At 69.5% G+C, this 20998-nt stretch carries 16 protein-coding genes; 9 read left to right on the forward strand and 7 right to left on the reverse strand.

Annotated features, from left to right (window positions below; genetic code table 11):
* Together ACIBTM_RS30900 and ACIBTM_RS30905 are read left to right on the forward strand one after the other, a co-directional pair.
* Nucleotides 1-2586: a DUF4118 domain-containing protein gene (locus tag ACIBTM_RS30900; protein ID WP_395880665.1), complete on the forward strand. Its 2586-nt coding sequence runs from the start codon at nt 1-3 to the stop codon at nt 2584-2586.
* Complete coding sequence (locus ACIBTM_RS30905; protein ID WP_037342241.1) at nt 2583-3284, forward strand: response regulator; 702 nt, start codon at nt 2583-2585, stop codon at nt 3282-3284. Before ACIBTM_RS30900 ends, ACIBTM_RS30905 begins: the two co-directional genes overlap by 4 nt.
* 265 nt (nt 3285-3549) lie before the next feature.
* Here ACIBTM_RS30905 and ACIBTM_RS30910 read toward each other — a convergent pair whose 3' ends face one another.
* Nucleotides 3550-4176, reverse strand: coding sequence for a hypothetical protein (locus ACIBTM_RS30910; protein WP_395880666.1), 627 nt, complete (start codon nt 4174-4176; stop codon nt 3550-3552).
* A gap of 167 nt (nt 4177-4343) precedes the next feature.
* Between ACIBTM_RS30910 and ACIBTM_RS30915 the strand changes: the two genes are divergently transcribed.
* Entirely contained in the window at nt 4344-4631 is a 288-nt protein-coding gene (locus ACIBTM_RS30915; RefSeq protein WP_084098086.1) for an acylphosphatase, read from the forward strand.
* A gap of 88 nt (nt 4632-4719) precedes the next feature.
* Complete coding sequence (smc, locus tag ACIBTM_RS30920; protein WP_395880667.1) at nt 4720-8319, forward strand: chromosome segregation protein SMC; 3600 nt, start codon at nt 4720-4722, stop codon at nt 8317-8319.
* A 165-nt stretch (nt 8320-8484) separates the two neighbouring features.
* Here the strand turns inward: smc and ACIBTM_RS30925 are convergent, their stop codons facing one another.
* The 3 genes from ACIBTM_RS30925 to ACIBTM_RS30935 all read right to left on the reverse strand — a co-directional run bounded on the left by ACIBTM_RS30925 (nt 8485) and on the right by ACIBTM_RS30935 (nt 11905).
* Nucleotides 8485-8988, reverse strand: coding sequence for a DUF3455 domain-containing protein (locus tag ACIBTM_RS30925; protein ID WP_395880668.1), 504 nt, complete (start codon nt 8986-8988; stop codon nt 8485-8487).
* A gap of 115 nt (nt 8989-9103) precedes the next feature.
* Entirely contained in the window at nt 9104-10687 is a 1584-nt protein-coding gene (locus ACIBTM_RS30930; protein WP_395880669.1) for a sodium:solute symporter, read from the reverse strand.
* Between the two features lie 9 nt (nt 10688-10696).
* Nucleotides 10697-11905, reverse strand: a complete 1209-nt coding sequence (locus tag ACIBTM_RS30935) for an anhydro-N-acetylmuramic acid kinase (protein ID WP_395880670.1) — start codon at nt 11903-11905, stop codon at nt 10697-10699.
* A gap of 152 nt (nt 11906-12057) precedes the next feature.
* On the opposite strand from ACIBTM_RS30935, the gene ftsY reads away from it, so the two are divergent.
* Nucleotides 12058-13365 (forward strand): signal recognition particle-docking protein FtsY, encoded by a 1308-nt coding sequence (gene ftsY, locus ACIBTM_RS30940; RefSeq protein WP_395880671.1) that lies wholly within the window; start codon nt 12058-12060, stop codon nt 13363-13365.
* Between the two features lie 63 nt (nt 13366-13428).
* On the opposite strand, the gene ACIBTM_RS30945 is transcribed toward ftsY, so the two are convergent.
* Nucleotides 13429-14925 carry an MFS transporter gene (locus tag ACIBTM_RS30945; protein ID WP_395880672.1) on the reverse strand — a complete coding sequence of 499 codons (1497 nt, stop codon included), beginning with the start codon at nt 14923-14925 and terminating at the stop codon, nt 13429-13431.
* A 107-nt stretch (nt 14926-15032) separates the two neighbouring features.
* Here ACIBTM_RS30945 and ACIBTM_RS30950 point away from each other — a divergent pair, with 107 nt between their 5' ends.
* Nucleotides 15033-15764 carry a TetR/AcrR family transcriptional regulator gene (locus ACIBTM_RS30950; RefSeq protein ID WP_395880673.1) on the forward strand — a complete coding sequence of 244 codons (732 nt, stop codon included), beginning with the start codon at nt 15033-15035 and terminating at the stop codon, nt 15762-15764.
* Here ACIBTM_RS30950 and ACIBTM_RS30955 read toward each other — a convergent pair.
* A complete protein-coding gene (locus ACIBTM_RS30955; RefSeq protein ID WP_378368632.1) occupies nt 15754-16530 on the reverse strand; it encodes an IclR family transcriptional regulator in 777 nt (258 codons plus the stop codon). The two genes, ACIBTM_RS30950 and ACIBTM_RS30955, sit on opposite strands and share 11 nt — an antisense overlap.
* A gap of 103 nt (nt 16531-16633) precedes the next feature.
* Here ACIBTM_RS30955 and aceB point away from each other — a divergent pair, with 103 nt between their 5' ends.
* Nucleotides 16634-18211, forward strand: a complete 1578-nt coding sequence (gene aceB / locus ACIBTM_RS30960; RefSeq protein WP_395880674.1) for a malate synthase A — start codon at nt 16634-16636, stop codon at nt 18209-18211.
* A 4-nt stretch (nt 18212-18215) separates the two neighbouring features.
* Nucleotides 18216-19412, forward strand: a complete 1197-nt coding sequence (locus tag ACIBTM_RS30965) for a DUF6986 family protein (protein ID WP_395880675.1) — start codon at nt 18216-18218, stop codon at nt 19410-19412.
* On the opposite strand, the gene ACIBTM_RS30970 is transcribed toward ACIBTM_RS30965, so the two are convergent.
* On the reverse strand, nt 19391-20137 hold the full coding sequence (locus ACIBTM_RS30970; RefSeq protein WP_395880676.1) for an ABC transporter ATP-binding protein: 747 nt from the start codon (nt 20135-20137) through the stop codon (nt 19391-19393). The two genes, ACIBTM_RS30965 and ACIBTM_RS30970, sit on opposite strands and share 22 nt — an antisense overlap.
* A 70-nt stretch (nt 20138-20207) precedes the next feature.
* Here ACIBTM_RS30970 and ACIBTM_RS30975 point away from each other — a divergent pair, with 70 nt between their 5' ends.
* Nucleotides 20208-20831 carry a TetR/AcrR family transcriptional regulator gene (locus ACIBTM_RS30975; RefSeq protein WP_395880677.1) on the forward strand — a complete coding sequence of 208 codons (624 nt, stop codon included), beginning with the start codon at nt 20208-20210 and terminating at the stop codon, nt 20829-20831.
* Nucleotides 20832-20998 lie beyond the last annotated feature (167 nt).

A 20998-nucleotide genomic window follows, 5' to 3' on the forward strand; every position in this document is an offset into this window, starting at 1 on the left:
GTGGACGAGAACACGACCAAGCCGCGCCGGGGTGAGTTGAGGATCTACCTCGGCGCGGCCCCGGGCGTCGGCAAGACCTACGCGATGCTCGGCGAGGCGCGACGCCGCCTCGACCGGGGCACCGACGTGGTCATCGGCCTGGTCGAGACGCACGGGCGGAAGAAGACCGCGGAGCTCGTCGAAGGCCTTGAGACCGTGCCGCGCCGCCGGTCCGCGCACCGGGACCGCGAGTTCGAGGAAATGGACCTCGACGCGTTGCTCGCCCGCGCCCCCGAGGTGGCGGTGGTCGACGAACTCGCGCACACCAACGTGCCGGGCTCGCGCAACGAGAAGCGCTGGCAGGACATCGACGAGCTGCTCGCCGCCGGGATCGATGTCCTCTCCACGGTCAACGTGCAGCATCTGCAGAGCCTCAACGACGTCGTCGAGCGGATCACCGGCGTCACCCAGCAGGAGACGGTGCCCGACGAGGTCGTGCGGCGGGCCGAGCAGCTGGAGTTGGTCGACATAACGCCTGAAGCGCTCCGGCGGCGCCTGGCGCACGGCAACGTCTACCCGGCCGAGCGGATCGACGCGGCGCTGGGCAACTACTTCCGGCCCGGCAACCTCACCGCGCTGCGAGAGCTCGCGCTGCTGTGGGTCGCCGATCAGGTCGACGTGGCGCTGCAGCGGTACCGGGCCGAACAGAAGATCACCGACACGTGGGAAGCCCGCGAACGGGTGGTCGTGTCCATCACCGGCGGACCGGAGAGCGAGACGCTGATCCGCCGGGCACGCCGGATCGCGAACCGCGCGGGCGCCGAACTGCTGGTGCTGCACATCCTGCGCGGCGACGGGCTGGCCGGGATGGGACCGACGGCGGTCGGCAAATACCGGAAGCTGGCCGAAGAGGTCGGCGCGACGTTCCACACGGTGGTCGGCGACGACGTGCCGACGGCGCTGCTCGACTTCGCGAGCGGGGTGAACGCGACCCAGCTGGTCGTCGGGACCTCGCGGCGGTCACGGGTGGCGCGGCTGTTCGACGAGGGTATCGGCGCGGCCGTGGTCCAGCGGTCCGGCCCGATCGACGTCCACATGGTCACGCACGCCGAAGCGGGCGGACGGCTGCGCGCCCGGTTCAACCGGAGCCCGCTCACGCCTTCACGGCGGCTGACCGGCTGGGTGCTCGCCGTCGTGCTGCCCGTACTGGCGACGCTGCTCGGCGTCCTGCTGAAGGAGCAGCTCGACTTCTCGACCGACATGGTCGCCTACATGCTGGCGACGGTCCTCGTCGCGCTCGTGGGCGGGCTCGGGCCCGCGCTCCTCGCGGCGGTGGTCTCGGCCGGGCTGCTGAACTTCTTCTTCACCCCGCCGCTGTACACGTTGACCGTCCACGAACCGCGCAACGTGATCACCCTGATCGCGATGGTGCTGGTGGCGATCCTCGTCGCGGCGGTCGTCGACACCGCGGCCCGGCGCGCGACGCAGGCCGCGCGGGCGCGGACCGAGGCGGCGTTGCTGGCGTCGTACGCGAGGACCGTGCTCACCCACGCCAATCCCATCGAGCGGCTGCTGGAGAAGGTCCGCGAGAACTTCGGCCTGACTTCGGTCACCATGCTGGAGAAGCGGGACGGCAAGTGGAAGCGGGTGGCCAGCGCCGGCACGGATCCCTGCGCCGACCCGGACCAGGCCGACGTCGACATCGCGGCCACCGCCGACGTCCACCTGACGTTGCGGGGCCGCGCGCTGCCCGCGTCGGACCGGGGCGTGCTGGAAGCCGTCGCCGGGCAGGCGTTGCTGGCGCTGCGGCAGCAACGGACGGCGAAAGCGGCCGTCCGCGCCGAACGCAAGGCCGAGGCGACCGAACTGCGCACGGCGTTGCTGTCGGCCGTGGGACACGATCTCCGCACCCCGCTGACGTCGATCAAGGCGGCCATCGGCAGCCTGCGCGCGACCGATATCTCACTGTCCGAAGAGGACACCGACGAGCTGCTCGAAGCGATCGAGGAATCGGCCGACCGGCTCGCCGGGCTGATCGACAACCTGCTCGACTCGTCGCGGCTGGCGACCGGTGCCGTGCGCCCCCATCTGCGCCCGGTGGGCTACGACGAGGTCGTCTCGCACGCTCTGTCCAATGTGGATAATTCGCGTTCGGTCGTGGTCGCGATCGACTCGCGGCTGCCGTCGGTATGCGCCGATCCCGGCCTGCTGGAACGGGTCGTCGCGAACGTGATCGACAACGCCCTGCGCCACGGCGCGTCCGGCGAGCCGGTCTCGGCGCGCGCCAGCACGCATTCCGAGCACGTCGAACTGCGCATCATCGACCACGGGCGCGGGCTCAAGAAGGGCACCGCGGACTCGGCGTTCGCGCCGTTCCAGCGGCTCGGGGGAGACCGGGACAACGTGCCCGGCGTGGGACTGGGGCTGTCGGTCGCCAAGGGGTTCACCGAGGCGATGGGCGGGCGGATCCGGGCGGAGGACACGCCGGGCGGCGGGCTCACCGTCGTCATCTCGCTGCCCGCATATGTTGGTCAGGATCCGGAAAAGAGCCTCCTCGCCTTCGACGACGAGGGCCTCGAGAACGAAGAGGAGGAGCGAGTGCGATGAGCGCAGACAACGCGTCGGCGACCGTGCTGGTCGTCGACGACGAACCGCAGATCGTGCGAGCCCTGCGGATCAACCTGTCCGCCCGCGGCTACAAGGTGATCACCGCGCACGACGGGACGGCCGCGCTGAAGGCCGTCGCCGAGACCAAACCCGACGTCGTCGTGCTCGACCTCGGCCTGCCCGACCTCGACGGCACCGAGGTCATCGCCGGGCTCCGCGGCTGGACGACGGTGCCGATCATCGTGCTGTCCGCGCGCGGCGACTCGGCCGACAAGGTGCAGGCCCTCGACGCCGGCGCCGACGACTACGTCACCAAACCCTTCGGCATGGACGAGCTGCTCGCGCGGCTCCGCGCCGCCGTCCGCCGGTCGGCCACGTCCAGTGTGGACGGTGCGGACGCGGTGGTGGACACGGGATCCTTCCGGATCGACCTCGCGGCGAAGAAGGTGCGCCGGGACGGCAAGGAAGTGCACCTCACCAAGACCGAATGGGGTGTGCTGGAACTGCTGGTGCGCAACCGCGGCCGTCTGGTGGCGCAGAAACAGCTGCTGCACGAGGTGTGGGGACCGACGTACGAGACGGAGTCGCACTACCTGCGGGTGTACCTCGCGCAGCTGCGGCGGAAACTGGAGCCGGAACCCTCGCGGCCGCGGCACCTGCTGACGGAACCGGGGATGGGCTACCGCTTCGAGATGTGATCCCTTGCGGTCCCGACTGTCATGAAAGGGTCGTTCCTGACGTTTTTCGTCCTGAACGACCCTTTCATGACATCCGTGGCTCCCGTCGGCCGCCGCTGGGGCCGGAACACTATGAACGGTCCGTTCCTTGCGAAATTTGCAAGGAACGGCCCGTTCATAGCGCCCGGGGGGACATCAGCAGGCGAACGTCACCTCGCGACGCAATGAAGGGACCTTTCATTGCAAATTTCGCAAGGAAAGGTCCCTTCATTGCACGCGGTGAGGCTTACGGGGCGCTGCTCGTGGACGTGTCGGTGCCGGAGGTGCTCGACCGGCCCGGAGCCGACTCGCTGGGCGCGCCGCTGGAGCTGGAGCCGCCACCCGTCGTGGTGGACGGGGGGTCCGACGGCTCCGACGAGGGCGGCGTCGACGTGTGCGGGGTGGTGGTCGTCGTCTTGGTCGGCGGCGTCTTGGTCGTGGTCGGCGGCAGAACCGTGGTGCCCGGGCCGCCACCGGGGGTCGTCGCCGGCGGCGGCGGGACGACGACGCTCGTCGTCTCCTTGCCGTCCGGGCCGACCGACGTCACCGTGGTCGGCGGCGCCGTCGAACTGGAGGGCGCGCCGGGGGTCGGCGAGCCGCTGACGGTCATCGGGCCGCCGGGGACGGCGTTGCCCGGCACCAGCTGGACGCCGGCGGGGGTGACGCCCTGGCCGCCGCCGGGGATACCGGTGCCGCCCGCGGTGGCGGACACACCGGGACCCGCGAGTTCGGCGATCGCGGCGAAGGCCGTGGCCACCACGAGGCCGCTGACGCCGAGTACGGCGTAGCCGGCGCGGTTGAGCTTGCCGGTGGCGCCGCGCGGGGGTGCCACGGACACGCGTGCGCTCGAATCAGACCCGTCGGGACGGGGCATGTGCTGGCTCCTCGGATGGGGGGCTTCGGGGAGTTCGGCTACCCGGGCGAGGTAGCCCGAAGTGGGGACCCGGCGCGGAGATTATCACCGTCGCTTCACCGTCTGCGAACTACAGCGAGCGTCGTGTTCACCCTCCGCGTTCATCCGCATGGTGCACGATAGGGGGCGTGAGTGAAGAAGTAACGCACATCAGGCTGACCGCGTGGGTGCACGGGCGCGTGCAGGGTGTCGGTTTCCGCTGGTGGACCCGCAGCAGGGCACTTGAGCTGGGGTTGGTCGGCAGCGCGGGCAATCTGGCCGACGGGCGTGTCGAGGTGGTGGCGGAGGGTGTTCGTGAACACTGTGAGCGGCTTTTGGCGGCTTTGCGATCCGGGGAATCACCCGGAAGTGTGGACCACGTGGTCGAACGCTGGTCGCCCGCGAAGGGCGGGCTCCGCGGGTTCGTGGAGCGCTGAGGCCCCGCGTCCCACGATCACCGTGAGCACACAGGTAGCCTTGGCCGATTGAAAGACCGGTTCCCGCAGCCAGAGGGGTCAGCACGACGTGCACCTGAAGAGCCTGACGCTCAAGGGCTTCAAGTCCTTCGCCTCGGCGACGACGTTGCGTTTCGAGCCGGGCATCACCTGCGTGGTCGGACCGAACGGGTCCGGCAAGTCGAACGTCCTCGACGCGCTCCGCTGGGTCATGGGCACCCAGGGCGCGAAGGACCTTCGCGGCGGCAAGATGGAGGACGTCATCTTCGCCGGGACCGCCGGCCGTGCCCCGCTCGGGCGCGCCGAGGTCACCCTGACCATCGACAACGCCGACGGCGCGTTGCCGATCGAGTACTCCGAGGTCTCGATCACCCGCCGGATGTTCCGTGACGGCGCGAGCGAATACGAGATCAACGGCGACCGCTGCCGTCTGATGGACGTGCAGGAACTGCTGTCGGACTCCGGTATCGGCCGCGAGATGCACGTCATCGTCGGGCAGGGGCAGCTTTCGGCGATCCTCGAATCCAAGCCCGAGGAGCGCCGCGCCTTCATCGAAGAGGCGGCCGGTGTCCTGAAGCACCGCAAGCGCAAGGAACAGACCCTGCGCAAGCTGGCGAACATGCAGGGCAACCTCGACCGCCTCGGCGACCTCACCACCGAGCTCCGCCGTCAGCTCAAACCGCTGGGCAAGCAGGCCGAGATCGCCCGCAAGGCGCAGTGGGTGCAGTCCGAACTGCGCGACGCCCGGCTGCGGTTGTTCGCCCACGACCTCGTCACCCAGCGCGAAGGCATCGCCAAGGAAGAGGCCGACGAGCGCGTCGCCCGCCAGCGTCGCGCCGAGGTCGAGCAGGCGCTGGAGATCGTCGCCGCGGAGGAGGCCGAGCTCGAAGCGTCGCTCGCCGAGGACGCGCCGAAGCTGGCCGCCGCCCAGGAGACCTGGTACAAGCTTTCCGCCTTGACGGAGCGGCTGCGCGGAACCGTGCGGCTCGCGCTGGAGCGTCAGCGGCATCTGTCGTCCGACGTGCAGCAGGCGAGCACCGGCCGCGACCCCGACGAGCTGCTCGCCGAGGCCGAGCAGGTCGCGGAGCGGGAGCAGGAGCTCAACGAGGCCGTCGCCGAGGCGCGACTGGTGCTTTCGGAGACCGTCCAGCGGCGCGAGCAGCTCGAACACCTCGTCCAAGCCGCCGAGCGCGCGCATATGGCCGCCGTCCGCGCCATCGCCGACCGCCGGGAAGGGCTCGCGAAGCTCTCCGGGCAGGTCGAGGCGCTGCGAAGCAAGAACGGCGCCACCTCCGACGAGATCGACAGGCTCACCGTGTCGCTCGAAGAGGCCGCGGAGCGGGCGGAGATCGCCGTCGAGGAACTCGAAGAGGCCAAGGCCGCGGGCGGTGTCGAGGAATCCGACGACTCGGACCTGCAGGCCCACCACGATCGCGCGGTGGAGGCCAACAACGCCGCCAAGGCCAGGGTCGAAGAGCTGGTCAAGGCCGAGCGGGCCGCCGAACGCGAGATCGCGTCGGAGAAGGCGCGCGTCGAAGCGTTGTCGATGGGCCTGCGGCGCAAGGACGGCGCCGGCGCGCTGCTCGGCGCGCAGCACGAACTGCCGGGCCTGCTCGGTTCGGTCGCCGCGCTGCTGACCGTCGAGGCGGGCCACGAGATCGCGCTCGCCGCGGCTCTCGGCCCGGTCGCCGACGCGGTCGCGGTCAACGGTGGGGCCGACGCGCTCGCCGCGCTGAAGTTCTTGAAGGACAACGATTCCGGTCGCGCGGGCATACTGCTCGGCGGTCTTGAGTCCACTGTAGACACCAGTGCCTGGCCGTCGCTGCCCGAGGGCGCGCGCTGGGCGCGTGAAGTGGTCACGGCGCCGCCCGCGTTGCGCTCGGCCGTCGAGCACGCGCTCGACCGGGTGGCCATCGTGGACGGCCTGGAGACCGCTCGCCGTCTCGTGGAGGTGTATCCCGAGGTCAGCACGGTCACGCCCGAGGGCGACGTCTTCGGTGCCCGCTGGGCGGTCGGTGGTTCGGCCCGCAGCGAGAGCGTGATCGAGGTGCAGGCCGCGGTCGACGAGGCGGGCGACCGGCTGAACGCCGCCGAGCGCGCGCTGGAACGCACCGCGGCCGAGCTCGAAGGTGCCCGCGCCGGCCAGGCCGCCCGGCGCGAAGAGGTCGGCAGGGCCAAGGAAGCGCTTGGGGACGCGAAGGTCCGCAAGGCCCGTTCCTCCGAGCGGCTGAACCGGATGCAGCAGGCCGCGCGCGCCGCGCAGGCCGAGATGGACCGGCTGAGCAACCAGCGTGCCAAGGTCGAGCAGAGCCGCGAAGAGGCGCTGCGGCAGCTCGCCGAACTCGAAGAGCGGCTGGCCGCCGTCGCCGACCAGGAAGTCGACGAGGATCCGGACACCGCCGAGCGCGACCAGGCCGCCGAAGACCTCGGCACGGTCCGCCAAGAGGAGATGGAGTCCCGGCTCGCGCTGCGCACCGCCGAAGAACGCGCGCGGAGCATCCAGGGCAAGGCCGAATCGCTCCGCCGGGCCGCGCACGCCGAGCGGCAGGCCCGCGAACGGGCCGAAAAGTCCAGGGCCGCGCGGAAACGCGGCGCCGAGATCGCCAACGCGGTGGTCAACGGCGGCGAGATCGCGTTGGAACGCATCGAGGTCTCCGTGCAGCGCGCCGCCCATGAGCGGGACGAGGCGCAGGCACAGCGGCAGTCGAGGGAGACCGCGCTGACCCAGGTCCGCAGCAAGGTCCGCGAGCTGACCGGCGAACTGGAGAAGCTCACCGACGCCGTCCACCGCGACGAGGTGCTGCGCGCCGAGCAGCGGCTGCGGCTCGAACAGCTCGAAACCAAGATCGCCGAAGACTTCGGCATCGGCCTCGAAGACCTCGTCACCGAGTACGGCCCGGACGTTCCCGTGCCGCCGAGCGCGGGGGAGATGGCCGAATACGAGGCCGCCAAGGAACGCGGCGAGGACGTCACCCCGCCGCCGCCCATGCCGTTCGACCGCGACACCCAGGCCCGCCGGGCGAAGCGCGCGGAGAAGGACCTGAGCCTGCTGGGCAAGGTCAACCCGCTGGCGCTGGAGGAGTTCGCGGCGCTGGAGGAGCGCTACAAGTTCCTCTCGACCCAGCTCGAAGACCTCAAGGACACCCGCAAAGACCTCGAAGCCGTCATCAAGCAGGTCGACGAAAAGATCCTTGAGGTCTTCGCGTCGGCGTACGAGGACGTCGCGCGCGAGTTCGAGACCGTGTTCGGCGTGCTGTTCCCGGGTGGCGAGGGGCGCATGGTGCTCACCCAGCCCAACGACCTGCTCTCCACCGGCGTCGACGTCGAAGCGCGCCCGCCGGGCAAGAAGGTCAAGCGGCTCTCGCTGCTCTCCGGTGGCGAGAAGTCGCTCGTCGCCGTCGGCATGCTGGTGGCGATCTTCCGCGCCCGGCCTTCGCCCTTCTACGTCATGGACGAGGTCGAGGCCGCGCTCGACGACACCAACATGCGACGGCTGATCGGGCTGCTGGAGCAGCTGCGGGATTCCTCGCAGCTGATCATCATCACCCACCAGAAGCCGACCATGGAGATCGCCGACGCCCTGTACGGCGTTTCGATGCAGGGCGACGGCATCACCAAGGTGATCTCGCAGCGGCTCCGGACCTCGGAAGAGGAGCCGGTCACCGCCTAGTGTCGCGTGACCCTGCTTGCCTTACGCCGCTGCGGCCCACGCGGCCCCTGGCTGCGTCGGAGAAAAGCCCGAGTACATCCAGTACGAGCGACTTTTCTCCGTCTTGCCAGGAACCACGTGGATCCACAGCGGGCGCAAGGCAACAGGATCACGCGACACTAGCGGTTACTTCGCGACCCAGAAGGCGTAGTCGGCCGAGTACCGGACGGCCGTCTGCGCGCCGCTCGCGCAGGTGCCCGCCGGAGCGAGTCCGCCGCGCGTGTCGAGCCGCTGGACATAGGTGACCTTGCCGAAGATCCCGTCACCGCTGTTCAGGTTCGCCTTCAGCAGCAGTTCCGGTACCGCGTTCGGTCTCGGGTGGGACGCGCCGGGGACGGCCGCAGCCCCGACCGTGCTTCCGTCTACAGTGGACGTCCACACCGGACCCTTGCTGTGCAGCGCGATCGCCCGCCCGCGGTGGCTCAGTGTCGCGGCGGGCTGGATCAGCGCCCAAGCCCCGTTGGTGCAGCCGTAGATCTGGACGCCTTCGCCCCGGTAGGTGGCGATGCGCTTGTTCCCCTCCGGCACTTTGATCGCGTCCGGCACGCCGGTGCTCGTCGCTGCGTACGCGGTCGTGCCACCGCCGATCAGCAATGCGCCGACGGCGATGGCCACGGTTGCTCGTTTCATGAGTTCGCCTCTCCTCGTCCCGCCGTGAGCCGGCGGGTCCCGCAACCGACACGGGGACGATCAGAGGCTCGTTCATTACTGTGACACGGACCACATTTGTGGAAAACCGTTGTGATCAAACGGATTCGGGTTCTTTGCTCACCTCTTCGGCCAGCGGGTCCACGCTCTTGTGCCGCAGCGACAACAGCCCGCCCACCACGAGCGTGATCACCACGCCGCACAGCGTGTACCAGGGCCACGCCAGTGCCACCGTGTTCCCGGACGACTTGCTGAAGTCGACGCCGATCAGGCTGCCGTCCGGTTTGTTGAACTTGACGCCCAGGATGATGAACGCCATCACGATCACCGTCGACACGAACGCCACGATCGCGTCCGCCTGCCTCGCCCGCTTGAACAGCAGGCCCAGGAGGAACGCGCCGAGCAGCGCGCCGTAGGTGTACCCGGTGATGCCGAGCGCCTGCACCACGATCGGATCGGCCGAGGTCTTGTTGGAGGAGGCGAAGAAACCCGCGCACAGGATCAGCGCGCCCGCCCAGACGATCGTCCAGATCCGGCCGTGCTTCAGCCGTTCGGCTTCCGGGAGTTCCCGGCCGATCACCCGTTCGTAGACGTCGGTCACCGTCGACGAGGCCAGCGCGCCGAGCGACGAACTCAGTGCGGCGGCGAGGATCCCGGCGATCACGAACCCGGACAGGCCGCTCGGCAGATCGTTCACGATGAAGTTCGCGAACAGTTCGTCCTTGTTGGCCAGCCCGAGGCCTTCCGGCTTCGGCTTGGTCGGGGCGAGGCCGTTGTAGAGCGCCCACAGCAGTACACCGATGAACAGGAACAGCGCGAACTGCAGGAACACCACGAAACCGCTGGCCACCAGCGCCTTCCGCGCGGCGCGCAGATCGTTGGTGGACTGCAGGCGCTGCACGATCAGCTGGTCGGAGCCGTGCGAGGCCATCGAGAGCACCGCGCCACCGATCAGCGCGGTGAAGAACGCGTACTGCCCGGTGAGCATGTTCGAGGAGAAGTCGAAGATCTGGAACTTGTTCGCGTCGACGGCCTTGCCGAACCAGCCGTCCGGCAGCCTGCCGGAGATCGCCCAGATCACCACGACCGCGCCGAGGATGTACCAGAGCATCTGGATCGCGTCGACCCAGACGACCGCGCGGACGCCGCCGAAGAAGCTGTAGAGCACCATCGCGATACCGAGCCCGACCACGATGGTCCAGTACGAGACGTTCAGGCCGTAGGCCGCCATCACCACCTTGATCGGGATCGCGGTGGCGAACAGCCGGATGCCGTCGGCCAGCGTGCGGGTGAGCAGGAAGGTCACCGACGCGGTGCCCTGCAGCCCGCTGCCGAAGCGCTTGCCGAGGAAGGCGTACGCGGTGACCAGGTTGCCCGCTACGTAGCGCGGCAGCAGCACCATCGACACCACGATCCGGCCGGCGATGTAGCCGATGGCCAGTGCGAGGTAGGTCATCCCGCCGTCGCCGGGGGTGGCGATGTAGGCCACCGTCGGCACGGAGAGCACGGTGAGGGTGGACGTCTCCGCGGAGACCACCGAAAGGCAGGCCACCCACCAGGAGATCTTGCCTTCGCCGACGAAGTAGTCGGAGCCGGATTTCTGTTTGCCACCGATCCAGACACCCAGTAAGGGCATGCCGACCAGAAAAAGCCCGATGATCGCGAGGTCAAGTGCGCGCATCCGTATCTCCTATCGCTCGCCGGTCTTCGCCGCTACCCGTAACCGGGTCACGGTTGAGGTATGCGGGGCGGGGAGCCGCAGGGGGCCCGCGCCCGGGGTGATGCTGCCGAGCAACCGGTGGCCGCGGGCACCGGTCGCCGAGGGGAGGTTCCCGGGGACGCCGGACCACGTCAGCCAGCCGAGCAGAATGGTCAGGTATGCCTCTTTGCCCGCGCGTGGCAGCCCGTGGTCGTCACTGGTCTTCAACGCCGTGCCCGGCAGGTTCCTGGTGAGCGCGGCCATCAGCGCCGGGTTGTCGGCGCCGCCGCCGGAGACGATCAGCGTGGCGATGCCGTGGCGACGGCATTCCGCGGCGATCGTCACCGCGGTCAGTTCGGTCAGCGTCGCCAGGAGATCTTCCGCGCCGACCGGCGGGAGCCCGTCGAGCGCCGCGTCGAGGTACGCGCCGTGGAACAGTTCCTTGCCGGTGGACTTCGGTGGCGCGGCCGCGTAGTACGGGTCGAGCAGGAGCTTCGCCAGCAGGTCGGGCCGGACCGCGCCGCGAAGGGCGAGTGCTCCGTCGATGTCGGCGCGCAGTCCGGTGGCGCGGTGCGCGGCGATGTCCATGAGGGCGTTGCCGGGGCCGGTGTCGTAGGCGAGTACGGCGCCGTCGGCCGGGACCACGGTGATGTTCGCGATCCCGCCGATGTTCAAGGCCGCGACCGGGCCGAGCGTGGCCATCTCCCGTAGCCACAACGCGTCCATCGTGCTGGCGAGCGGTGCGCCGTGCCCGCCGGCGGCGACGTCGCGCACGCGCAGATCGGCCACCACCGGCAGTCCGGTGCGTTCGGCGATCCATGCCGGATTCCCCAGTTGCAGGGTGCCGCGCGCGGTGCCGTCCTCGACCCAGTGGAACACCGTCTGACCCAGCGAGGCGACGACGTCCGCTTCGCCGCCGGCCAGTTCGTCGACGCCGCGCGCGGCCGCCTCGGCGAAGGCCTGACCCACCAGGGTGTCGAGTTTCGTGAGCTGTTCGGCGTCGCAGGGATTCGGCGGCAGGGCGGCGAGCAAGGCTTCGCGGAGAGTTTCGGGATAAGGGACTTCGAGCTGGCCGAGCGGCGAGAGCACCACTGTGTCCCCGTCGGCGCGCAGTTCGGCGGCCGCCACGTCGATCCCGTCGATCGAGGTGCCGGAGATGAGCCCGATGACCCGGACCCCAGTGCCGGAGAAAACCGTCATTCGAAGTGGTCTAGCCCTCGTTCCGGAGACCGCGCAAGCACGACCGTTTCTTCTTGTCCGAAATGAGTCCTATCCAGTGGGTGCTTGACAAGATCGGCTTCCTTCCCGTGGGGCGTCTGAGCGCGACGGGGTGCGGATGCGAGGATGGCGCCGTGTCGAGTACCCCCTGGTTCTGGATCGTTGTCGTTGCCGTCGTGGTCCTGGTCGCCGTTCTGGTGGCCGGGCTGCTCATCGCGCGCCGCCGCCGGATCAGCCTGGACGAGTCCAAGGCTGCCGACGTCGTCGAGAAGCCGAAGGGCGGCGGCTATACCGCGACAGGCGGGATCGCGCTCGCCCCCGGCGGCGAGGAGACCGAGGAACCGGAACACCCGGTCGAGGATCGCCCGGAGACCGACGGTCAGCCCGCGGTCGGGGACGACGCGTCGGTGCCGAGGGATTCCGCGCAGCGCACGGTGCGCGACGTCGAACTTCCCGAACCCGTCGAAGCCACTGAGGAACCGGCTCCCGCGCCCGCCGAGGAGATCGCCCCGGCCACCGGACGCCTGGAGCGGCTGCGCGGCAGGCTGGGCAAGTCCCGGTCGGTGTTCGGGCAGAGCCTGCTCGGCCTGCTGGGTGCCGGCGACCTGGACGAGGACTCGTGGCAGGACGTCGAGGACACGCTGCTCATGGCGGACCTGGGCGCCGCGACGACCACCGAGATCGTCGAGCGTCTTCGCGACGAGCTGAAGCGCCGTGCCGTGCGGACGTCCGAGGAGGCGCGCGCGGTCTTGCAGGAGGTGCTGACCGCCGCCCTGTCGACCGACGCGGTGCGGGCCGTCCGCGCGCTGCCGCACACCGTCGACGGGGTGAAGCAGCCCGCCGTCGTGCTGGTCGCCGGGGTCAACGGCACCGGCAAGACCACCACCACCGGCAAACTCGCCCGCGTGCTCGTCGCGCAGGGGAGCACCGTGGTGCTCGGCGCGGCCGACACCTTCCGCGCCGCCGCGGCGGACCAGTTGCAGACGTGGGCCGAGCGCGTGGGCGCCGAGGTCGTACGCGGCAAGGAAGGCGCGGACCCGGCGGCGGTCGCCTTCGACGCCGTCAAACGCGGCACCGAGGCCGGGGTGGACGCGGTACTGGTCGACACCGCCGGCCGCCTGCACACGAAGACCGGCCTGATGGACGAGCTGGGCAAGGTCAAGCGAGTCGTCGAGAAGCAGGCGAAGGTCGACGAGGTGCTGTTGGTGCTCGACGCCACCACCGGGCAGAACGGGCTGATGCAGGCCCGCGTGTTCTCGGAGGTCATCGACGTCACCGGCATCGTCCTGACCAAACTGGACGGCACCGCGAAGGGCGGCATCGTCTTCCAGGTGCAGCGCGAGCTCGGGGTGCCGGTCAAGCTGGTCGGCCTCGGTGAGGGGCCGGACGATCTGGCGCCGTTCGAGCCGGGCGCGTTCGTCGAGGCCCTGCTCAGCAGCTGACCAATGCTATGAACGGGCCGTTCCTTGCAAATTTTGCAAGGAACGGCCCGTTCATAGCGCGCGTCAGGCTGTGACAGTGACGTTCTCGTCGGGCGAAACCGGTGCGGTCTTCTTGTCCCGCATCACCAGGAACGCGACCACCGCCGCGGCCAGCACACCGGCCGCGCTCGCCAGGAACGTCGTCGACATCGCCGACGTGAACGACTCGCGGGCCGCGGCGATGAGGCCGTCGTTACCGGTCGCGAAGGCGTCGCCGATCGAAAGCCGCGCCTGCGCCGGGGCGGAGTCGGGCATCTGCGAGGTGAACAGGCTCGACACGATGCTGCCCAGGATCGCGATGCCGAGCGCGGCGCCCAGCTGCTGGATCGTGTCGTTGAGCGCGGAGCCGACCCCCGCCTGTTCCTCCGGGACCTCGCCCATCAGCGCCGCGATCGCCGCCGGCATCGCCACCCCGCCGCCCGCGCCGAGCAGGAACAGCGCGGCCGCGGGCAGGAGGAAGCCTTCGTTCACCGACAGCGTCGCGAGCAGGCCGAACCCGCCCGCCATCACGATCATGCCGACCGTGGTCAGTGCCCGGTTGCCGATCTTCTGGCCCAGCGTGGCGCCAAGGGTGTTGAACAGCAGCGACGCGACGGCCATCGGGATGAACGCCAGCCCGGCCTCGGTCGGTGTGTAGCCGAGCACGAACTGCAGGTACTGGGTCAGGAGCAGCAGCAGCCCGCCGTTGCCGATCTGCACCAGCGTGAGCGACAGGCTGCCGCCGCTGAAGTTGCGCTTGCGGAACAGCTTCAGCGGGACCATCGGCGACGGCGTGTGCCGCTCCCAGAACACGAACCCGGTCAGGCTCACGACCGCGATCGCCAGCGGGATCAGGGTTCCTGCCTCGGCGAAGCCGTGCTTGGGCAGCTCGATGATCGTCCAGACCAGTGCGACCATGCCCGCCGCGGAGAGAACGGCGCCGAGCGGGTCCGGCTTCTGCCACGGGCCCTTGGACTCCGGCATCAGGGTGAGTGCGGCGATCACCGCGATGACGACGATCGGCACGTTGATCAGGAACACCGCGCCCCACCAGAACCACGCGATCAGCACGCCGCCCAGCACCGGGCCGCCGATCAGGCCGATCATCGCGACCGCGCTCCAGGCCGCCATCGCCTTGCGGCGTTCCTCGTCGTCGAAGACGGTGATCAGGATCGACAGCGTGCTCGGCATGATCAGCGCGCCGCCGACACCCATCACCGCGCGGGAAGCGATCAGTTCGAGCGGGTTCGTGGCGAACGCCGCGACGAGTGAGGCCACCCCGAACAGGAGGAGGCCGATGATCATCACCTTCCGGCGCCCGAACCGGTCGCCGAGGCTTCCCGACGTGAGCAGCAGCCCGGCGAACACCAGGATGTAGGAATCCAGGATCCATTGCGTGTCCTGGGCACTCGCCCCGAGGTCTTCGGCCAGCGGCGGCACGGCGACCGTCAGCACCATGTTGTCGACGACCAGCACGAGCGTGCTCAGGCAAAGCACGATCAGGATCCACCAGCGGCGCGGATCGCGTATGGGCTCGTTCATCGGGAAACCCCCAGAAGTGTTTGCGTACGTTGTTCGGTTGATGCGCACACTGTACGCAGATCGGAACGACGTACGCAAGGGGGTACTTCGTGCGCTAGGCTGGGGGCATGTCAGTCGATGAACAGCCGATCCAGTCGGTGTGGACCCGCCCTCGCCGGAAGCGGGATCAGCCCGCGTTGAGCCAGGCGCAGATCGTGGCCGAGGCCGTCCGGCTCCTGGATGTCGAAGGTGTCGACGCGCTGAGCATGCGCAGGCTGGGCACCGCGCTGAACGCGGGCGCGACGTCGCTCTACCGGCACGTGGCCAATCGCGACGAGCTGATCGAACTGGTCGTCGACGAGGTCTACGGCGAGATCACCGTGCCGGACGGCGACGATCCGGCGCGGTGGCGTGAAGCGGCCGTCGTGGGGGCGGAAAGCGTCCGCGCGATGATCCTGCGGCACCCGTGGGTGGCTTCATTGCTCGGCTCGGTCGGCCTGTCGTACCTCGGGCCGAACGTCATGCGGCTCAACGAGCGGCTGCTGGATGTCTTCGTGAGCGCGGGCTTTCCCGGAGACGAGGCGGATCAGGCGATCAGCGCGGTCATCTCCTACGTCATCGGCATGGGGACGACGGAGGCGGCCTGGCTCACGACCGTCGCCAAGAGCGGCCGGAGCGAGCGCGAGTGGGCGGAACGTCTGCGTCCCGCCGTCGAGGAGGCCGCGCGAGAGCACCCGCACCAGCGGGAAATGCTCGCCAGGGGAGAGGGTGAAGCCGATCCTGTCCGGCTCCGCGACGAAAAGTTCCGCTACGGGCTGGACAGGATGCTCGACGGTTTGGAGACCAGGCTCAAACGGTGACCCCGTCCCGCGAAAGGGTCGAGCCGAGCGAGGTCGCGATCCGCTGGACGACCGGCGCGATCCGCTCGACGGCCTCCATCGTGAGCCGCCCCGAAGGCCCGGACACCGAGACCGCGGCCGGCACCGGTGCGCCCGGGACCGCGACGGCCACGCAGCGGACGCCCAGCTCCTGCTCCGCTTCGTCGAGCGCGTAACCCTGCTGGGCGATCTTCGCCAGCTCGCGCAGAAGCGCGTCCTGGTCGGTGAAGGTGTGCTCGGTGTAGGAGGGCATGCCGGTCCGGGCGAGCAGCGCCGTGACGTCTTCGGGTGGCAGGTGCGCGAGCATCGCCTTCCCCACTCCGGTGCCGTGCGGCAGGAGCCGCCGCCCGACCTCGGTGAACATCCGCATCGAGTGCTTCGACGGCACCTGGGCGACGTACACGACCTCGTCGCGCTCCAGGACGGCGAGGTTCGCGGTCTCACCCACCTCGTCGACCAGTTCCGCGAGCAGCGGGCGTGCCCACGAGCCGAACTGCATGCTGGCGTTCTCGCCCAGCCGGATGAGGCGGGCGCCCAGCGCGTACCGGCGGTTGGTGTTCTGCCGGACGTAGCCCAGGTCCACCAGTGTCCTGATCAGCCGGTGGATGGTCGGCATCGGCAGCCCGGACAGGGTCGCCAGCTCCGAAAGACTGGCCTCCCCGCCGGTGTCCGCGAGATGCTCGAGGAGCTCGAAGGCCCGCTGAAGTGACTGGACGCCGCCATCGCGCCCGTTCTTCTCCGCTGCCACCGTGGTACTCCTTACGTCGGCGTTGATGTTCCGCTATGCAGAAACTATAGTCCGTCATGTAAAACCGTAGGGACGTTATCTTTCCGAACTCGGGGTGTTACTCATGTCTGAAGCTCAGGTGCTCGGCGATCCGGTCGAGCGCGGGGACGAAATCCTCACGCCGGAGGCCCTGGCCTTCCTCGCCGGCCTGCACGAGGCCTTCGCCGCCCGCCGCGACGAGTTGCTGCAGGCCAGGAGCAAACGCCGCGAGGAGGCCAGGATCACCGGGAAGCTCGACTTCCTGCCCGAGACCAAGGAGATCCGCGAGGGCGACTGGAAGGTGGCCGAGGCCCCGCCCGCCCTGCGCGACCGCCGCGTCGAGATCACCGGCCCGACCGACCGCAAGATGACCATCAACGCGCTGAACTCCGGCGCCAAGGTCTGGCTCGCCGACCTCGAAGACGCCAACACGCCGCACTGGGCGAACGTCGTCTCCGGCCAGGTCAACCTGTACGACGCGGTCCGCGAGACCATCACGCTGGAGAGCGGCGGCAAGAGCTACGCGCTGAAGGACGATGTCGAGCACGCGACCATCGTCGTCCGCCCGCGCGGCTGGCACCTCGGCGAGCGCGGCCTGTCCTTCGGCGGGCGCCAGGCGGTCGGCGCGCTGGTCGACTTCGGCCTGCACTTCTTCCACAACGCGCAGGAGCTGCTCAACCGCGGCAAGGGCCCGTACTTCTACCTGCCGAAGATGGAGAGCCACCTCGAAGCGCGGCTCTGGAACGACGTCTTCACCCACGCGGAGAAGACGCTCGGCATCGAGCACGGCACGGTCCGCGCGACCGTGCTGATCGAGACCATCCCGGCCGCGTTCGAGATGGAGGAGATCCTCTACGAACTGCGCGAGCACGCCTCCGGCCTCAACGCCGGCCGCTGGGACTACCTGTTCAGCGTCATCAAGTACTTCCGCGACGCGGGCGAGAAGTTCGTCCTGCCGGACCGCAACTCGGTCACCATGACCGCGCCGTTCATGCGCGCGTACACCGAACTGCTGGTGCGCACCTGCCACAAGCGCGGCGCGTTCGCGATCGGCGGTATGGCCGCGTTCATCCCGAACCGCAAGGACCCGGAAGTCACCGCCGCGGCGCTCGACAAGGTCCGCGCCGACAAGAGCCGTGAGGCCGGCGACGGCTTCGACGGTTCCTGGGTCGCGCACCCCGGCATGGTGGACATCTGCCGCGAGGAGTTCGACAAGGTCCTCGGCGACAAGCCGAACCAGCTCGACCGCACCCGCGACGAGGTGTCCGTCACCGCCGACCAGCTGCTCGACGCGGCTTCGACGCCGGGTGGCGCCACCGCGGCCGGTCTGCGCGCCGCCGTCGACGTCGGCATCCGCTACATCGCCTCCTGGCTGAGCGGAAACGGCGCGGCCGCCATTCACAACCTGATGGAGGACGCGGCCACCGCGGAGATCTCGCGTTCGCAGGTGTGGCAGTGGGTGCGCAACGGCACGCAGCTCGACACCGGCGACAAGGTCACCGCCGAACTGGTGCGCGGCGTGCTGGCCGAGGTCCGCGGCGAACTCACCGCCGAGATCAAACCGGAACTGCTGGAGCCCGCCGTCGAGCTGTTCGAGCAGGTCGCGCTCGCCGACGAGTTCCCGGACTTCCTGACCCTGCCCGCCTACGAACGGATCAAGTAGACCGATGGGGAACGGGCGGCTCACCGAGGACGTCTACACCGCCGCTGACGCGCGCCTCGCCGAGGCCGACGCGCGCGTCACGGCCAAGTACCCCGGCGAGCCGCCCGGCCGCCAGCCCGTGCACACCGTGTACGTGCCCGCGTCGCAGTACAAGACGCGGCTCGTGGCGGACTGGGGCAAGCAGGCCCTGCGGGTCTTCGGTGAGCACGCCGACCAGCTGGGCCTGGACGCGGACATCGCCGACCGGGTCCGGACCAAACTGCTGACCGAGCCGATCGAAGATCTGCGGATCGATTTCGAGGACGGCCTCGGCAGGCCGGGTGACGAGGAAGAGGACGCCGTCGCGCTCGCCGCGGGGCGGACCCTCGCCGTCACGGGCGGCACGCCGTTCGTCGGCATCCGCTTCAAGAGCTTCGAAGCCGCGACCCGCCGTCGCGGTATCCGCACGCTCGATCTCTTCTTGGCCGGATTGCTGGAAAGCGGGCCGCTGCCGGAAGGTTTCGTCGTCACGCTGCCGAAGGTGACCGCCGTCGAGCAGGTCGAGGTGGCGGCGGATGTCCTGGAGCGCCTCGAATCCGCGTACGGCCTGACCGACGGCACGTTGCGGTTCGAGGTCCAGATCGAGACCGCGCAGTCCATTGTGGACATCGATGGGACGGTGGCGGTCCCGCGGATCATCGAAGCCGCGCGCGGCCGCTGCTCCGGCCTGCACTACGGCACCTACGACTACAGCGCCGGGCTCGGGATCAGCGCCGAGTACCAGAGCATGGAACACCCGGCCGCCGATTTCGCCAAGCAGCTCATGCAGGTTTCGGCCGCGGGCACCGGCGTCCGGCTTTCGGACGGCTCGACGAACAAGCTGCCCGTCGGCGACGCGATCCTCCCGGCCTGGCGCGAACATCTGCGCCTGGTGCGGCGATCCCTCGAACGTGGCTTCTATCAAGGCTGGGATCTGCATCCGCATCAGCTGCCGACCCGGTTCGCCGCCACGTACGCCTTCTTCCGCGAGGGTTTCCCGGCGGCGCTGAGCCGTTTGCGGGACTACGCGGACCAGACCGGGCGTGGCGTGCTGGACGAACCGGCGACCGCGCAGGCTCTGGCGAGCTTTTTGTCGCGAGGACTGGATTGCGGAGCCGTGGACGTGGCGGAGCTTTCGTTCTCCCGTGCGGAGCTGGACGGCTACGCGCGAAGGACTTTGTGATACTCGGCGAGAATCTCGTCCAGTGAGCCGCGTGCGCGGATCCGGCCTTCGTCCATCCAGAGGGCGGTGGTGCACAGTTCGCGCAGCAGTTCGTCGGAGTGCGAGGCGAACACCAGCACCCCCGAGCGGCGGGCGAGGTCGACCAGCCGTTCGCGTGCCTTGGTGAGGAATGCGGCGTCGATCGCGCCGAGGCCCTCGTCGAGGATGAGGATCTCGGGATCGATCGTGGTCACCACGCCGAGCGCGAGCCGCACCCGCATACCGGCGGAGTAGGTACGCAAGGGTAGGTGCAAGTAGTCGCCCAGTTCGGTGAACTCGGCGATGTCGTCGACCCGTTTCTCCATCTTCTTGCGACTCATGCCAAGGAAAAGACCGCGGATCAGGATGTTCTCGTGGCCCGAGACCTCGGGATCCAGTCCCACGCCGAGGTCGAACACCGGCGCGATCCGCCCGGCGACCCGCGCGCTGCCCCTGGTCGGCTCGTAGATGCCGGACAGCAGCCGCAGGAGAGTGGACTTCCCGGCGCCGTTGTGCCCGACCAGGCCGACGCGGTCGCCGTCGCCCAGTGACAGGGAGATGTCCCGCAGGGCCTCGATGACCGGGACTTTCGCGTCGGTGCCGATCTTGCCGCCGACCTTGCCGAGCACTTGCTTTTTGAGCGACCGGGTCTTGGCGTCGAAAATCGGGAAATCGACGTAGGCGTCCTGTACTTCGATGCTCACCACGGGCCGGCCTCCTCATGCTCGTCAGATGCGAACGGAAGTTATCATTCGCGTTTGTGGTAACGTCCGGCCGGTGAGCCAGTCATCCGTCGAGCAGGGCTTCCGCCCGCCGCAGCAAGCCCGCAGCCGGGAGTCCTTGCAGAAGGTGCTGGCCGCCGCCGAGCACGTTCTGGCAAGCCAGGGTTTCGAGGAGTTCACCGTCGCGGCGGTCGCCGAGCAGGCGGGAATGTCGGTGGGTGCGATCTATCGCCGGTTCTCCGGCAAGAATCAGCTGCTCTACGCCGTAAAAGACCAGCTGCTCGGGCAACTGGAATCCGGCGTCGGCGAAGCGCTCGGCTCCGCTGAGCCCGGGTTGCGCGGGGTGGTCGGTGCGTTCACCCGGGCCCTGGCAAGGACGTTCGCCCGCCACGACCGGATCTTCTCCGAGCTGCTCGACAGTCAGCGCGCCGAGGGGCGGGATCGTGGCCTCCAAGCGCTGGCCACGATCCAGCGCGATTTCGTGGAGGCGTCCCAGCCTTGTCTCGGGGAGATCCGCCGGGCGGACCGGGAGCAGGCGATCCGGATGATGAGCCGGACCATCATCGGATCCTGTGTGCACCGGGCCGCCAGTGGCCGGTTCTGGTCCGATGGCCTGAGCTGGGATGTTTGGGCGAGCGAGACGATCGAGATGGCTTTGGCTTATTCGGGGTCGGCTTAGGCTTTTGAAGGCCGGCGCTTTCGGCTGGCTGTAGTGCGCGTCGGTCTTGGTCGTGGGGGGGGGGGGGGTTTGGGGGGGGGGGGGGGCGCCCCCCCCCCCCCCCCCCCCCCCCCCCCGCCGGGGGGCCCCCCCCCCGCGCGCCCCCCCCCACGAGACCCCCCCCCCGC

The sequence above is a fragment of the Amycolatopsis sp. NPDC049868 genome, assembly GCF_044461365.1.
In the GTDB taxonomy this organism is placed as follows: domain Bacteria; phylum Actinomycetota; class Actinomycetes; order Mycobacteriales; family Pseudonocardiaceae; genus Amycolatopsis.